The following is a 17,061-nucleotide window of genomic DNA, read 5'->3' as shown; positions in this document are numbered from 1 at the left end:
TTTTTATTTACTGACGACCTCCGGTTCGTGCTCACGGACGTGTGCCAATGAGATGAACACGGCACTTAACATCGTGAAAACCAAGGCCTGGATGTAACAAACCAAAACTTCAAGAAGCATCATAAACACGCTCATCAATACACTGATAATGGACATCAAACCTCCTGCCACTGGATTAATGGCGAACATTATAAAAATGATGCACGCAAAAGCTAAGGCTATGGCGTGTCCTGCCATCATATTGGCAAATAATCGCACCATCAAAGCAAACGGTTTTGTAAAGATGCTGATGAACTCAATAACCGGCATCAAAGGTACCGGACATTTCAACCACGTTGGTACTTCGGGCCAAAAAATCTCTTTCCAATAGGCCTTAGTTCCTGTCACATTCGTTACGATGAATGTACACAGAGCCAAGAACAGTGTGCAGGTGATGTTTCCGGTCAAATTTCCTCCACCTGGTGGGAAAGGAACAACGCCCATTATATTAGCTACAAAGATAAAGAAAAAGCACGTCAACAGATAAGGTGCGTACTTATCAGCTTCATCTCCGAGAGCCGGTTTGATTACTTCATCATAAATATTCATCACGAACATATGCACCAAGCCGGTAAATCCTTTGGGTGCCGGATCGTCGGGTTTGTGTTGCTTACACCAACGTGCCGGTATTAAAATACACAAGACGAGAATAATCGAATTGATGAAAAGCACGGCCACTGTCTTCGTGAAAGAAATGTCAACAGGTCGTACCTCCTGACCGTTAATTCTTTCACATACCTTATTTATATTAGTTCCACTTCCTGAAATGTAGAGGTTGTAAGGGCCAGGACGACTGCCAGTGGCATCAACCTCATGAGCAAATCGATTGCTTAAAAAGAGATGCCACCCCGTAGAACTCTTGACAATCACAGGCAATGGTATCGAAATGGGGTGCCCATTCATCGTCGTGATATGCCAATCATACGAGTCTTGAATATGCCCAAACAAGATACCTTGCAAATCAAGCCCCTCTTTCTTAGTCTCGCCCGCTGAACGAACAGGCATCAGCACAAAAAGCATTACAAGGATATAGCTTATTCGTTTGACTTGGTTTATACTCATTTTATTTCTTGTTCTTTTCTATGAAAACGAAAAATATACTGTCAAATATCAAGAGTGCAAAATAATAAGCGGTAAATGGGGCGATGAAATACAGTAAATGGGATGATGAAAAGCCGTCAATTGCAAATCGTTTAACGGCTATCAGTAAATAACTGATAATCAATAACATTGCAGCCAACATTCGAACAATCGGTGCCCCTAAGTAAAACTTAGTGAGATTCTTTGTAGACGAAACAGCCAATGCTTTCCAAACAGAGATATAAACAATACTCGAAAGCAGACTGAACACCACACTGACAACGATACCATTAACCATCTCCATAGACCAGTCACAAACACAAGTAAGAAAAAAAAGCAAGACCGAGAGGCCTGCGATAATCCAAAGGCTGTATTTATAATATTTATTACCGATTGCTTTCACCTGTTGTCGTTCCATCACATCCTATAATTCTACACACAGAGAAACTATGTTTTTCTTGACTTCAACAAAGCCTCCCTTAATCATCTGTTGCCGTTTCACCCCCTGCACAGCGTATTCCACCTTGCCATTGTCAAGAGACGAGATGATAGGTGCGTGATCCTGTAAGATCTCAAAGCTGCCAAGTGTTCCCGGAACGAGCACACTCTCTACCTCACCATCAAACTCCACTCTTTCAGGAGACACAATCTTCAATCTCAACATACAGTAAAATTCTGCATTAATCTATTATCTCTTAGCAGCCTCCAAAAGCCGTTTAGCTTTCTCTTTAGCATCTTCAATAGTTCCGACATTGAGGAATGCCTGCTCGGGTAGATCGTCTACCTCACCGTCGAGAATTGCATTGAAGCCCTTGATCGTATCTTCGATGGGCACCATCACACCTTTTAAACCAGTGAACTGCTCCGCAACGGCAAACGGTTGAGAGAGGAATCGCTGCACACGACGTGCCCGGTTCACAATCAGTTTATCTTCGTCTGACAGTTCATCCATACCTAAAATAGCGATAATGTCCTGTAACTCCTTGTAGTGTTGGAGTATCTGCTTCACCCGTTGAGCGCACTCGTAATGTTCTTTACCTACAATCAGCGGGTCGAGAATACGCGAAGTAGAACCTAACGGATCTACGGCCGGATAGATACCCAACTCTGTTATCTTGCGACTTAACTCCGTTGTAGCATCCAAGTGAGTAAACGTCGTGGCAGGTGCTGGGTCGGTTAGGTCATCGGCCGGTACATAAACAGCCTGTACCGAGGTGATAGATCCCTTCTTAGTAGAAGTAATCCGCTCTTGCATTGTCCCCATTTCAGAAGCCAAAGTGGGCTGATATCCCACGGCCGAAGGCATACGTCCTAAGAGTGCAGAGACCTCAGACCCGGCTTGGGTAAAGCGGAAGATATTGTCGATAAAGAACATAATATCAGCAGCTTCACCATCTTTGCCTCCGTGATCTCGAAACTCTTCTGCCACAGTCAACCCAGACAGAGCTACAGAAGCACGTGCACCCGGCGGTTCGTTCATCTGTCCGTAAACAAGCGTTGCTTGCGATTTCTGCAATTCTTCGGGATCAACCAGCGAGAGATCCCACTTGCCCTCATCCATTGCTTGACGGAATTTTTCACCGTAACGGATAACACCAGATTCGAGCATATCGCGAATCAAGTCGTTACCTTCACGCGTGCGCTCACCCACACCGGCAAAGACAGAATAGCCGTTATGCCCTTTAGCGATATTGTTGATTAGCTCCATAATGAGTACGGTCTTTCCCACTCCGGCACCGCCGAACAACCCAATCTTACCACCTTTCATATAAGGTTCCAATAGATCGATGACTTTAATTCCGGTAGCCAGCATTTCTTTATGAGTCGAAAGGTCTTCAAATTTCGGAGCTTCTCTATGAATCGGGTAGGCACCTTGCATATTCAGAGGATCCATTCCATCAATAGGCTGACCAACAACATTCATCATTCGCCCCTTGATTTGTTCGCCTGCCGGCATCACAATAGGGCTTCCCGTCGGAATAACTTCCAAACCTCGCTGTAATCCGTCAGTATTATCCATCGCCACACAACGTACGGTATCTTCACCAATATGTTGCTGAACCTCAATGACCAGTTCATTGCCATTAGGACGTTTAACAGTCAAAGCTTCATAAATTTTTGGAAGCACCTTCTCAGGGTCCTGCCCTTTTGTGTCGAAATAGACATCGATCACAGGACCGATAATTTGAGAAATATGCCCATTTATTTGTGACATAAGCTAATTATATTTTAATTTTATGATCTGATTTCACATCTGCAAATATAGTGAAAACCTCTTTATAGTCGCGAGATTCATCCTTTTTATTAACAGAAATTATTACAATATTTACAGATATTAGTTATATACTCAGTTCATCGAGTACCTTAATCAATTTTCGATCAAATGGTTTATCACTCCGAATAGCCTCACTGAGCGGTACATAAGCAATCTCGTTGTTTCTCACACCAATCATAACGTTGCGCTGTCCTTGCATAATGGCTTCAATTGCACCGACACCTGTCCGACTGGCAAGAATGCGATCGTGGGCCGATGGGCGCCCACCACGTTGTAAGTGACCCAAAATAGAAACTCGAACATCATATTGCGGAAACTCCTTACGCACACGATCAGCATAATAAAGGGCACCGCACTTGGGACTTTCTGACACAATTACGATACAACTCTTTTTGGACTTACGGATACCTCGTTCCATAAAGCGAGCCAACTGGTCAACATCAGTAGAATCTTCGGGGATGATTGCGGCTTCGGCCCCACTCGCAATGGCACTGTTTTGTGCAAGAAATCCAGCATCGCGCCCCATCACCTCTATAAAGAAAATACGTTCGTGGCTTTGCGCCGTATCTCGAATTCGATCGACACACTCAACAATCGTGTTCATCGTTGTATCATACCCAATCGTAGAATCTGTGCCATAAAGGTCATTATCAATCGTTCCTGGTAGACCGATGCAACAAATATCGTGCTCTTTGGCAAACTCCATCGCACCCGACAAAGAGCCGTTTCCGCCAATGATTACCAAAGCATCGATACCGTGGGCTATCATCTGTCGATACGCCTCTTCCCTTCCCTCAGGTGTCATAAACTCCCCGGAACGGGCCGTTTTCAGAATCGTGCCGCCCGACATAATAATTCCGCTCACATTCTCTGTGGTAAAATCTTCAATTTCTCCATTGATCAATCCGTCATAACCACGATATATTCCTTTAATATTAAATCCATTGCAAATGCCCGCACGGGTCACTGCACGTATCGCTGCATTCATTCCAGGAGCATCTCCACCCGAAGTCAACACACCAATTGTCTTAATCTTTGTCATATTCATAATTCCTTTTATCCTATATCCCAATCCTTGTCAGCCACATCACACCTAACCCGATGAATCCGCCGACCATAGCCATCCAACCAACATTCTTAAAATACCAACCGAGATGAATCCGTTCGGCTTTTATTAATGCTAATCCGCTCATCGAGCCTGCTACTAAAATATTTCCACCGATTACTGATGTATAAGCCATTATTTTCCAATAAGCCCCGTTCTGAACGAAATTCCGGAGATACTCTCCCCCCACATCACCCGACAGTTTCGCAACATCTGCGACAGAATATAAAGAGAATGAACTCATCGCCGTAGCAAAATTGTCAAGCAAGGTACTGATAACGCCAGTTCCGATACCCATTAACCAAACATCGTGTACATTCCGATCAATATACGATGCAAATGCACTGATAACACCGGTCTCTTTTACTACACCAATGGCAAGCATCATTCCCATCACAAACAGAATCATCTGGATAACACCATACTGTAAAACACGCGGAATACGACGCTGAATCATCACATCTACATTCATCAACTTGCGATTGAAAATCTCATTGACAACCCACAAAATAGACAGCACACACAATGCACCTAAAAATGGACTCAACTTCGTGATGTTATGAAATGTCGGAATAAACCATAACCCTCCGATGCCCACAACAAGCATCAATAGACGCTGCCAAACATTCAAATTCGTATCGTCACCACGATACGGCATTACGACACTGTCTACTTCCATCCGTTCAGGCAAACTCCGCCCAATCCACCACGTGGGCAGAATCCACGCAATCAGACACGGCAAAGCCAATGAAGCTGAATAACTCGTAGCCGTGACAGCCCCCATATTCCAAAGCACCAGTCCCTCGGGATCTCCGATAACAGTCAAGACTCCTCCGCAATTGGCTGCAATCACAATTGCACTTCCATATTTCAACCGTAATCCTCTATTGGGGACAATGCTACGCATAATCGTCAACATCATCACTGTCGTGGTGAGATTGTCAAGATTAGCTGATAAAATAAAGGTAATAGTAGCTATTACCCATAAAAACTTATAGCACTTACGAGTACGCAGACCGGCATTAATAAAATCAAAACAACCGTTATTATGAAGGATTTCTACAATCGTCATCGTCGCAATCAGGAACAAGACAATTTCTGCGGCTTTACCCACATACTTCAAAAAGATATTTTGTGCAATATAATGCTTTACCGAAGTGCTTGTAGGAACGGCATCGTCCAAAAACGACATAAAATCTGCCGAGTGTTGACTCATTACAAAATCCGCCCCGAAACAGATATACAACACCCACCCGACAGTACCTGCAAACACTGCTACAGCTGCCTTATTGACATTCGTCAGTCTCTCGGTTGCAATCAGGAGATAGCCTAAAAAGAGTATGGTTACGATGATCAACGTCATAAACAACACTGTAAAATCACTCGCAAAGGTAACGATTTTTTATGAAACGTACCAATATCTATTCCCTAATTTTTATTATCTGACAATTAAAAAGACTACCTAACTATTCTCAAATCCAGTCCAAGATAAAATACACTCTTTAAAGATGTCAATCCTGCGTGTATAACACCTCTATCTCGGTTATTCATACTTTATCCAAGGTCCACGTGAAGTATGTATAGAAAAAACGAACAAAATGTATAACAACTAAACTTTAAGGCTTTAACTTTGCATTCAAATTTGCCTCACGGAAAGAAAACAAATTTATAATATCTAAAATTTCCCTATTTGTATACTTAGCTTTAAAAATTTAATTATCTTTGTGCACTAATAATCAATCAATACAAGTATGCCTGAAATTTCTGTCCGTGGGCTGAAGATGCCCCAATCACCTATCAGAAAATTAGCCCCGTTGGCTGTGGCCGCAAAAGAACGGGGAATCAAAGTTTATCATCTCAATATCGGTCAGCCCGACCTGCCAACACCGCAGATAGGGCTCGATGCATTAAAAAAGATCGACCGAAAGGTGCTCGAATATTCACCTTCGCAGGGATATTTGAGTTTCCGACAGAAGTTAGTCGGGTATTATCAAAAATACCGGATCGATGTCGAAGCCGATGATATTATTGTGACTACCGGAGGTTCTGAAGCCGTGCATCTTGCATTTATGTCTTGCCTAAACCCAGGTGACGAAGTCATTATCCCCGAACCCACTTATGCCAATTATATGGCTTTTTCAATGGCAACCGGCGTACGAATTCGGACGATTGCGACAACAATTGAAGATGGTTTCGCACTGCCGGGAGTGGAGAAATTCGAGGAGCTAATTAATCCGCACACACGTGCTATTATGATCTGCAATCCGAACAATCCTACGGGTTATCTTTATACTCAACGAGAGATGGATCAGATTCGCGACTTGGTAAAAAAATATGATCTTTTCTTGTTTGCCGACGAAGTTTATCGCGAATACAAATATATTGATTCACCGTTTATCAGTGCCTGCCATTTAGATGGTATCGAAAACAATGTTGTACTGATCGACTCAGTGTCAAAACGATATTCCGAGTGTGGAATTCGAATCGGTGCACTGATCACAAAGAACAAGGAGATACGTGATGCTGCGATGAAATTCTGCCAAGCGCGTTTGTCCCCCCCCTTACTCGGTCAGATTGTAGCCGAAGCTTCATTAGATGCACCAGAAGAATACTATCGCGCCGTTTACGACGAGTATGTAGAACGCCGCAAATGTCTTATCGATGGACTGAACGATATTCCCGGCGTTTATTCTCCGATGCCGATGGGTGCGTTTTATACCGTAGCCCGACTACCTGTGGATGACAGTGAGAAATTTTGTCGCTGGTGTTTGGAGAAGTTCAATTACGAAGGAGAAACCGTGATGATGGCACCAGCATCAGGATTTTATACCACCCCGGGTGCAGGTATCAATCAGGTACGTATTGCTTATGTTTTGAAAAAGGAAGATCTCGAACGCGCGCTCGTCATTCTTCGCGCCGCATTGGAGACTTATCCGGGTCGGACAAATAAAAAATAAATGAATTTTCCACTTTACATAGCACGCCGTATTTATAAGGAGCAGGGCGACCGCCGCAAGGTGTCGCGCCCTGCCATCCGCATAGCTACCGCAGGGGTAGCCATTGGCCTTGCTGTAATGTTAATATCTGTAAGTGTTGTTTTCGGATTCAAACACACCATCCGAGATAAGGTCGTGGGATTTGGAAGCGATATTCAAGTAGCCGACTTTATGACATTACAAGCCTCCGAACAATATCCCATTTGTATGGACGATTCTATGCTGAATGTGCTCCGCAAGACTCCCGGCGTGAGACATGTACAGCGTTTTGCCATTAAACAAGGTCTTCTCAAAACCGATTCCGATTTCCTTGGCGTAGCTTTCAAAGGAATGGGACCCGAATTTGACACAACGTTCATTCATCAGAATATGGTTGCAGGTACCATCCCCCAATTCTCTGATACAACAAGTCAAAACCGAATACTAATTTCAAAATCGATGGCCAATCGCCTCAGATTAAAATGCGGGCAGAAAATTTATGCTTATTTCATTGACCATCAGGGTGTACGAGCCCGTCGATTTACCATTTCGGGCATTTATCAGACCAATCTTTCACAATACGACAAAGTGATCTGTTATACCGATCTGTACACAACCGTCAAACTCAATGGCTGGGAATCTGACCAAGCATCTGGTGCCGAAATTACAGTCAAAGACTTCGACCGTGTAAACGATGTAGAGAAAATCTTAGTAGATAGAGTCAACCGAACGGAAGATAAATATGGCGAAACTTATTCCTCGCAGACTATTATGGACATCAATCCACAGATATTCCACTGGCTCGGTCTGCTGGATCTCAACGTTTGGATCATTCTCGGTTTGATGATTGCCGTAGCTGGTGTCACGATGATTAGTGGCTTACTCATCATTATTTTGGAACGAACTACGATGATCGGTGTACTCAAAGCACTTGGTACACGTAATCGAACAATCCGCCACACCTTCCTGTGGTTTGCGGTATTTATAATCGGAAAAGGTCTTCTTATCGGTAATTTAATCGGCCTCGGATTGATTCTTCTCCAACGAATAACAGGCTTTGTAAAACTTGATCCTGCCACCTATTATGTCAGCACAGTGCCTGTGGAATTCAACTTTCCTTTATTCATACTTCTGAATGCTGTCACGCTGTTCATCAGCATCATTGTTCTTGTTGCCCCAAGTTATTTGATTTCGCACATTCATCCTGCAAAATCAATGCGGTATGAATAAGGCCTCACTTTTATTCAATATAACGTTGAAACATCACAACCATTCTGTCCCGGCAAGCCAGTAAAGATTCTCCTATTCTTTATTTACAGATTATTCTCTGAATAATTATACATTTACTAATAAAAGTTCTATACTTGCAGCAATCCATTCGTATATTTGATGATGAAATCTATGGGACCTCTGCCACACTACTCCCTTAGTTCTTACCGTCTGATATACGAGTTCTTATTTAACACAAATAGACGCCCTTTATTAACAGATCCACTAAAATAGCGTCAAAAGCAGAAAGTTTTAATACAAACAAACAGCTATTTCTGTCATTTTTTATTCATTTCCTTAATCCATATCTGAATAATTATCACATTTTTCTTAGAGAACATTTATAACATAATAGATAAGAGATATTCTCTATCTTGTCCACAGGAATATTCCCCTTTTCAGAATAAATCATAATATCTCAAAAGTATCGTTCAGAGTTAAGAAGATTGAACACAAAAACTGCACAAAATATTTTGAGATGTGCAAATAAGGTCGTATCTTTGCACATATTTTTGAGATTTGTGCAATGAATTCAATACCCAGCTTTAACTCTTTCGTTGAACGAAGTATCATAGACAATTGGGATTCTGATGCCCTGACAGATTATAAGGGGGCCACGCTGCAATATCACGATGTAGCGCGGAAAATCGAAAAACTGCATATCCTTTTTGAGAGTAGCGGTGTAGAGAAGGGCGACAAAATCGCAATCTGCGGACGAAACAGCGCCCATTGGGCTGTGACTTTTCTGGCTACGATTACATACGGAGCGGTCGTCGTACCAATTCAACACGAATTTACACCGGAACAGATATATAATATTGTCAATCACTCGGAATCACGGCTTCTGTTGGTAGGCGATGTTGTAGCAACACAAATCGAGGCAGCACAAATGTCAGCTTTAGAGGGTGTGATTTTTCTACCCGACTTCTCGCTGATTGAGTCACGTACGGAAAAACTATCCTATGCTCGTGAACATCTTAATGAGATGTTTGGACATAAGTATCCGAAGTTTTTCCGCAAAGAACACGTGTGTTATCACCAAGATAACGCGGAAGAATTGGCAATGATCAATTACACCAGCGGAACAACGGGATTTTCTAAAGGCGTAATGCTGCCTTATCGAGCCCTGTGGAGCAATATGGATTTTATCAATGAGAAAATCGGTACGCACCTCACGCGAGGCAGTAAAGTTTTGAGTATTCTTCCAATGGCTCATATGTACGGACAATTGGTAGAATTTATTTTTGAATTTTGCTTTGGCAATCATATTTATTTCCTCACTCGATTGCCAAGTCCGTCACTCATTGCCGAAGCAATTGCCGAAATAAAACCGGCTGTTGTTATCTCTGTGCCGCTGATTGTGGAAAAAATTATCCGTAAGAAAGTCTTCCCAATCGTGCAGACAAACAAAGTTCGACTGCTGATGAATATGCCCGTAATCAATAAAAAGGTGAAAGAGCGTATTTGTGAAACAGTAAAAGAGGCTTTCGGCGGAAATGCTTATGAGGTAGTGGTCGGCGGTGCCAGTCTGAATAAGGAGATTGAGGAATTTTTAGTTAGCATCGATTTTCCAATTACGGTGGGTTATGGCACGACAGAAACGGCACCGATGATTACATTCAGCGACTGGAAAGACTTTGTGCCAGGATCGTGCGGCACGGCAGCTACACGAATGGAAGTGAAAGTAGCAAGCCCTGACCCACAGAATATTCCCGGCGAAATCATTACACGAGGCCCTAACGTGATGCTGGGTTATTATAAAAATGAAGAAGCCACACGTAAAGTACTTGATGAAGACGGTTGGTTTCATACGGGCGACCTTGGTACAATGAGTGCCGACGGACATATATTCATTAACGGACGTATCAAAAATATGCTGCTCGGTTCGAATGGACAGAATGTTTATCCCGAGGAAATCGAGAATCTGCTCAATTCAATGACGATGGTCAACGAGAGTTTGGTCATTCAGGACGGTGAGAAAATTGTGGGACTCGTCTATCCTGATTATGAGGAAGCACACGCATTGGATCTCACCGAGGAGGATCTCCACAAGATTATGGAGCAAAACAGGCAAGAGCTCAATGCGCAGTTGCCTCCATTTTGTAAGTTATCGACGATTCGTTTGCGTACCGAGGAATTCGAGAAAACGCCCAAGAAGAGCATCAAGAGATATTTATACAAAAACGCTTAAACCGAAAATAATATGGAACAAATACCCAGTTTCAATGAGATTATCGAGAAAAGCATTGTTAATAATTGGGAGCGCGATGCACTGTCAGACTACAAAGGAGCAACGCTGCAATATCACGATGTAGCCCGTAAGATTGAGAAACTCCACATTCTGTTTGAGAATAGCGGCATCAGACGGGGAGACAAAATCGCACTCTGTGGCCGGAACAGCGCCAATTGGGCTGTAGCTTTCCTCGCCACACTCACTTACGGGGCCATTACCGTCCCCATTCTACACGAATTTACGGCTGAACAAGTGCACAACATCGTCAATCATTCAGAGGCCAAACTACTCTTTGTGGGAGATGTTATAGCTACGACCATTGACGGCACCAAAATGCCGGGGTTGGAAGGAATTATCTATATTCCCGATTACTCACTGGTTATCTCACGCACGGATCAACTAACCTTTGCCCGCGAACATCTCAATGAAATGTTCGGAAAGAAATATCCCAAATATTTCCGTAAGGAGCACGTACATTATTACGTAGACAGGAATGCTGATGAATTGGCAATGATCAATTACACCAGTGGTACCACGGGCTTTTCCAAAGGTGTAATGATACCTTATCGCGCACTGTGGAGCAATTTCGATTTTGCCCTCCACGTACTCGGCAATAAGATTCATCCCGGCGACAGTATCATCAGTATTTTACCAATGGCACATATGTATGGAATGGCTTTCGAGTTCATCTTCGAGTTTCTTTCGGGATGTCATATCTTCTACCTCACTCGCATCCCGAGTCCGGCCATCATTGCACAAGCCTTTGCCGACATCCGTCCGGCTATCATTATTGCCGTTCCACTCATCATTGAGAAAATTATCCGCAAAAAAGTTTTCCCAAAGATTCAAAACAACCGGATGCGTCTCTTGCTGAATATGCCGGTCATTAACAAGAAAGTCAATCAGAAAATTTGCGAACAAGTATCTGAAGCTTTTGGCGGACACTTCTACGAAGTAATCATTGGAGGTGCTGCATTTAACCGCGAAGTAGAAGCCTTTTTACATCGAATCGACTTCCCCTTTACAGTTGGTTACGGAGCCACCGAGTGTGCGCCGATTATTGCTTACGCCGATTACCAAACATTTGTACCTACCTCGTGCGGCCGACCAGTGGTTCATATGGAAGTGAAAATCGATAGTGCCGATCCTGCCAATATACCAGGCGAAATACTAGCACGCGGTTTGAACGTGATGCTTGGCTATTACAAAGATGAGGAGGCCACTCAATCCACTATCGATAAAGACGGTTGGTATCACACGGGCGACCTCGGTACAATGGATGCCGACGGTAACATTTTCATTAAAGGACGTTCCAAAAATATGCTGCTCGGCGCCAGCGGACAGAATATTTATCCCGAAGAGATAGAAGATAAACTCAATTCGATGGCAATGGTTACTGAGAGCGTGGTAATCCAAAGCGGCGAAAAACTCATCGGCCTGGTTTATCCCGACTTCGAAGAAGCCAAATTAATGGGCTTTTCCAACGAAGATCTGGTCAATATTATGGAGCAAAATCGCCAAGCCATCAACGCTGTGCTACCTGCTTATAGTAAACTCTCGGCCATCTACCTGCACGAAGAGGAGTTTGAAAAGACGCCTAAAAAGAGCATCAAACGATATTTATATCAAGTAAAAAACTAAATTAACGAGAAGAAGGAAAATCAACGAGATCTTTCCTTCTTCGCATTTTATTGAGAAAGATTCTAAAAAAATCTCCACCTTAAATTATAAATAAAAGAATACTTTTCCACATAAATTCTCGCAATTTGTTTTGACTTTATCTTTTTTTTACTAATTTTGCACAGAAATAGAGAACTCAGTATTTAATCCATATTTTACTGATAATGAAAGGTATTGTTTTAGCCGGAGGCTCTGGTACTCGCCTCTATCCTATTACAAAAGGCATCAGCAAACAGTTGATACCAATTTTTGATAAACCGATGATATATTATCCCATTTCGGTCCTTATGCTTGCGGGTATCCGGGATATTCTTATCATTTCTACTCCTTTTGATCTTCCCGGATTCCGTAAGCTATTAGGTAATGGTGAAGATTTAGGTGTACGGTTTCAATATGCAGAACAGCCATCACCAGATGGCTTAGCACAAGCCTTTATCATCGGCGAAGAATTTATAGGAAATGACAGCGTATGTCTTATTTTAGGTGACAATATCTTTTATGGTGCCGGTTTTACACAAATGTTAAAACACAGTGTAGAAGAGGCGGAACAGAAAAAAAAGGCCACAATATTCGGATACTATGTCAATGATCCGGAGAGATATGGTGTGGCAGAGTTCGATAAAAACGGCAACTGTATCAGTATTGAAGAGAAACCAGCATTACCTAAAAGTAATTACGCTGTGGTAGGATTATACTTTTACCCGAATGATGTTGTAGCAATTGCTAAGCAAATCAACCCCAGTTCAAGAGGTGAACTTGAAATTACGACGGTCAACCAAGAGTTTCTGAATCGTCGACAATTGATGATACAGACACTACAACGTGGTTTTGCCTGGTTAGATACAGGAACGCACGACAGTCTGAGTGAAGCTAGTACTTTTATAGAGGTAATTGAAAAAAGACAAGGATTAAAGATTGCTTGTCTTGAAGAAATTGCTCTTGATAACGGTTGGATAACAAAGGGACAGGTCAGAGAATTAGCAAAACCAATGCTGAAAAACAATTATGGTCAATATCTGATGAACATAGCGGAATCTTAATCCACTACTATTTACATACAATAAATAATAATAAATATATAAAAAGTAACAATGGAAGAGAATACAAAATTGGAATTAGAGGGTAAGAAAGAAGAAAAATTTCCTTTTGACTTCCAAACAATTTATACAACATTAATCCTTAATTGGAAGTGGTTTATATTATCACTTATCGCTTGTTTAGGACTTGCTGCTGTGTATCTGCGATATACGGTACCGATATACCAAGCAACTGCTAAACTTCTGATTAAAGATGACGGAAACAACAATTCTCGCTATAATCGTTATGGAATCCAAGGAATGACGACCTTGGGAACAATATCCAACTCCAATGGTCTTGAAAATGAGATGGAGATATTGAAATCACACTCTATTGCCACACAAGCAGTCAGAGATCTTAGATTATATGTTACATATAAAGGAGAAGGAAGAGTAAAAGATACGCCAATCTATAAAGACAATCCTATAAATGTAGATATAGATCCTGCTCATCTTGAAAGAATAAACAGGCCGATAGAATTACACATCACACATACATCGAATGGATATCATATAACAGGAACATACTATCAAGAGGGAAACTATTCTACTCCATTGGCTATTAACAAGACTCTCACACAATTGCCTGCAACAATCGGACTTCGTTCAGGCATCCTCAGTTTTAATAACAATACGCATACTCCTCTTCCCATAGGAAGTTCTCTTGATGTAACCATTTCGTCTCCGAGTAGTACAGCATACAAATATATTGGCGCACTCTCTGTAAATCTCCCTCAAAAAACTTCGAGTATTGCTCAATTGACTTTAACAGATCCACTTCCCCAGCGTGCCATCGACTATCTAAAACAATTGGTTATCTGTTACAACAGTCAAGCTAATGAAGATAAAAATGAGGTAGCCAGAAGAACGGAAGAATTTATCAATGGACGACTCGAGAAAATCAATGCAGAATTAGGAAATACTGAGGGACAACTTGAAAGTTATAAAAGGGCACATCATATAACGGAACTTAAAGAAAATGCCGGACAAGCTATTGCAAATCAAAGTCAGCTTGACCAGCAGCTTGCTGATGCTAATATGCAAGTTTCTTTATTAAACAGCATCAACAATTATATGAATCAACCCGACAACAAATATCAAACACTTCCGTCAAATGTTGGATTGACAGATGCATCTGCAACCCAACTCATCAGCAAATATAATGATATTGTACTTGAACGAAAACATCTTCTAAGAAGTGCTTCCGAGTCGAGTCCTGCCGTACAGCCACTTACATCACAACTCGACGATCTTTCTGCAAGTATCAGACGAGCAATGAATCAGGCTCGGCGTAATATGGAAATCCAAAGAAACAACGTCGCAGCACAATTCAATAAATATTCCGGACGAGTTTCACAAACACCGGAACAAGAACGTATTCTTACACAGATCGGTCGTCAGCAGGATGTAAAATCGGGATTATACCTGATGCTTCTCCAAAAAAGAGAGGAAAACTCTATCTCATTAGCAGCAACGGCAGATAAAGGAAGATTGATTGACGAACCGCAATTTACAGGCAAAGTCAGTCCACAAAGTATGCTAATAATACTCATTGCCCTTGGACTGGGAATCGCTATTCCCGCCTTGATATTAATAGTCATCAGATTCTTCCATTATAAAATTGAAAGTCATAGCGATGTTGTAAGCCTGACACGACTTCCCATTCTGGCTGACGTTGCAGTAGCCAGTGATACGGCTAAGACTAAAGCCAGCATCGTAGTACACGAAAATCAAAATAATCAGATGGAGGAAATTTTCCGTTCGATGCGTACTAATCTACAATTTATTCTCAAAGAAAATGAGAAAGTTATTATGTTCACATCAACGACTTCCGGAGAAGGAAAAACATTCAACGCTGCCAATCTTTCCATCAGTTTTGCACTACTGGGCAAAAAAGTTGTCCTTGTTGGATTAGATATTCGTAAACCAAGACTTGCAGAATTATTTGAAATCAATGACCGCCAGCGTGGTATCACGTCATTGCTCACGCGAGAAAATCTGACAATGGCCGATGTGAAGACACAGATTCTTCCCTCGGGAATCAATAATAACTTAGACTTACTAATGGCAGGAACCATCCCTCCGAATCCGGCAGAACTTGTAGCCCGCAAGTCTTTGGATCAGATTATTGATTTTCTCAAAGAAGCTTACGACTATATCATCATAGATACAGCGCCGGTAGGACTCGTTACGGATACCTTGCAAATTGGACGCGTAGCCGATGCGACCGTATACCTCTGCCGTGCCGACTATACATCGAAAGAAAGTTTCGATTTGGTTAATGAGCTGAATGAAGAAAAGAAACTACCTAAGATGTGTGTCGTTATCAACGGAATCGATATGTCCAAAAAGAAAAACCGCTATTATTACGGCTATGGTAATTACGGAAAATATGGCCGCTATGGACATTATGGAAGATATGGAAGTCACGGTTCCTATGGATATGGATCATATGGTAATAACCGCAACAGTTATTACGGAGATAAAAACGATACTTCTATCAAGCGCTAAATGTGCTTGACAGAAGTATCTCAATACTTGCAAATTAAATAAAATGACCATTGCAGTAGACTTCGACGGTACAATCGTCGAACACAAGTATCCAGAAATCGGTGAAGAAATACCATTTGCTACAGATACATTGAAAATGTTGACTCAAGCACATCATAAATTAATTCTGTGGAGTGTGCGTGAAGGACAACTATTAGAAGATGCTGTGAATTGGTGTCGAGCACGAGGTGTAGAATTCTATGCTGTCAATCGCGATTATCCCGAAGAGAGAATTGACAATAACAATCATTTTTCCCGAAAGATAAAGGCAGATATCTTCATTGATGACCGAAATATCGGAGGTTTGTTGGATTGGGGAATGATATATCGTATGATCACAGAGCACAAAACTGTTCAAAACTTATTACAAGAAGCTTATCTAAAAACAGAGCAAATAGAAAAGTTACCTAAAAGAAGACATTGGTGGCAATTCTGATACTAACATAAAATATAACATTATAAAAAGCCGTAGATTGCGTTACAAAAAACTGTGAAATAGCGTGCAATCGACAGTTAATTGTCTTACAAATAAGCATTAATCGTTTAGTGATTTGAATCCCTTTGATTCTCAACCATATACGGGCAGAAAAATTCTCTTTACTCTTCAAAATTGTATGTAAGAATTTTGAAAGGATCATTTTTATTTAATCCCTTCATTAACACTAACTGTCTGTACTTGATTATAATAAGATTCACCCTCATAAATGATGATAATTTCTAAAATATTCACACAGATTATCAAAATAAGACCTGTCTTTGAGACGTCGTTTAACTAAAAG

General features: G+C 41.6%; 13 protein-coding genes. 7 read left to right on the top strand and 6 right to left on the bottom strand.

Features of this window, described 5'->3' with window-relative positions; translation table 11 throughout:
- Nucleotides 1-3: 3 nt before the first annotated feature.
- The 6 genes from atpB to RWY97_RS01710 form a co-directional block, all read right to left on the bottom strand.
- Nucleotides 4-1,101, bottom strand: a complete 1,098-nt coding sequence (atpB, locus tag RWY97_RS01735) for a F0F1 ATP synthase subunit A (protein WP_315565165.1) — start codon at nucleotides 1,099-1,101, stop codon at nucleotides 4-6.
- A gap of 1 nt (nucleotide 1,102) precedes the next feature.
- On the bottom strand, nucleotides 1,103-1,537 hold the full coding sequence (locus RWY97_RS01730; RefSeq protein WP_025066578.1) for a hypothetical protein: 435 nt from the start codon (nucleotides 1,535-1,537) through the stop codon (nucleotides 1,103-1,105).
- Between the two features lie 6 nt (nucleotides 1,538-1,543).
- Nucleotides 1,544-1,783, bottom strand: coding sequence for a F0F1 ATP synthase subunit delta/epsilon (locus tag RWY97_RS01725; protein ID WP_021583721.1), 240 nt, complete (start codon nucleotides 1,781-1,783; stop codon nucleotides 1,544-1,546).
- 24 nt (nucleotides 1,784-1,807) lie between these two features.
- On the bottom strand, nucleotides 1,808-3,334 hold the full coding sequence (atpD, locus tag RWY97_RS01720) for a F0F1 ATP synthase subunit beta (RefSeq protein WP_315565164.1): 1,527 nt from the start codon (nucleotides 3,332-3,334) through the stop codon (nucleotides 1,808-1,810).
- Between the two features lie 124 nt (nucleotides 3,335-3,458).
- The gene (pfkA, locus tag RWY97_RS01715) at nucleotides 3,459-4,436 is read right to left on the bottom strand and encodes a 6-phosphofructokinase (protein ID WP_039876101.1); all 978 of its coding nucleotides are present in this window, start codon (nucleotides 4,434-4,436) and stop codon (nucleotides 3,459-3,461) included.
- 19 nt (nucleotides 4,437-4,455) lie between these two features.
- Nucleotides 4,456-5,862, bottom strand: a complete 1,407-nt coding sequence (locus tag RWY97_RS01710) for an SLC13 family permease (protein ID WP_315565161.1) — start codon at nucleotides 5,860-5,862, stop codon at nucleotides 4,456-4,458.
- A 388-nt stretch (nucleotides 5,863-6,250) separates the two neighbouring features.
- Between RWY97_RS01710 and RWY97_RS01705 the strand changes: the two genes are divergently transcribed.
- From RWY97_RS01705 to RWY97_RS01675, 7 genes are all read left to right on the top strand, one after another.
- Nucleotides 6,251-7,456 carry a pyridoxal phosphate-dependent aminotransferase gene (locus RWY97_RS01705; protein WP_024991217.1) on the top strand — a complete coding sequence of 402 codons (1,206 nt, stop codon included), beginning with the start codon at nucleotides 6,251-6,253 and terminating at the stop codon, nucleotides 7,454-7,456.
- Nucleotides 7,457-8,704, top strand: coding sequence for an ABC transporter permease (locus RWY97_RS01700; protein WP_315565159.1), 1,248 nt, complete (start codon nucleotides 7,457-7,459; stop codon nucleotides 8,702-8,704). It begins immediately after the preceding gene.
- A 565-nt stretch (nucleotides 8,705-9,269) separates the two neighbouring features.
- On the top strand, nucleotides 9,270-10,934 hold the full coding sequence (locus tag RWY97_RS01695; protein ID WP_315565158.1) for an AMP-binding protein: 1,665 nt from the start codon (nucleotides 9,270-9,272) through the stop codon (nucleotides 10,932-10,934).
- A 12-nt stretch (nucleotides 10,935-10,946) separates the two neighbouring features.
- On the top strand, nucleotides 10,947-12,617 hold the full coding sequence (locus tag RWY97_RS01690) for an AMP-binding protein (RefSeq protein ID WP_315565157.1): 1,671 nt from the start codon (nucleotides 10,947-10,949) through the stop codon (nucleotides 12,615-12,617).
- Between the two features lie 203 nt (nucleotides 12,618-12,820).
- The gene (gene rfbA, locus RWY97_RS01685) at nucleotides 12,821-13,696 is read left to right on the top strand and encodes a glucose-1-phosphate thymidylyltransferase RfbA (protein ID WP_315565155.1); all 876 of its coding nucleotides are present in this window, start codon (nucleotides 12,821-12,823) and stop codon (nucleotides 13,694-13,696) included.
- 51 nt (nucleotides 13,697-13,747) lie between these two features.
- Nucleotides 13,748-16,243: a GumC family protein gene (locus RWY97_RS01680; protein WP_021583690.1), complete on the top strand. Its 2,496-nt coding sequence runs from the start codon at nucleotides 13,748-13,750 to the stop codon at nucleotides 16,241-16,243.
- 43 nt (nucleotides 16,244-16,286) lie between these two features.
- Nucleotides 16,287-16,718: a BT0820 family HAD-type phosphatase gene (locus RWY97_RS01675; protein WP_024991213.1), complete on the top strand. Its 432-nt coding sequence runs from the start codon at nucleotides 16,287-16,289 to the stop codon at nucleotides 16,716-16,718.
- Nucleotides 16,719-17,061: the final 343 nt, after the last annotated feature.

It is taken from the genome of Hoylesella pleuritidis, from assembly GCF_963541955.1.
GTDB classification, from domain to species: Bacteria; Bacteroidota; Bacteroidia; order Bacteroidales; family Bacteroidaceae; genus Prevotella; species Prevotella pleuritidis.
This window is presented reverse-complemented; position numbering and strand designations above follow the sequence as displayed.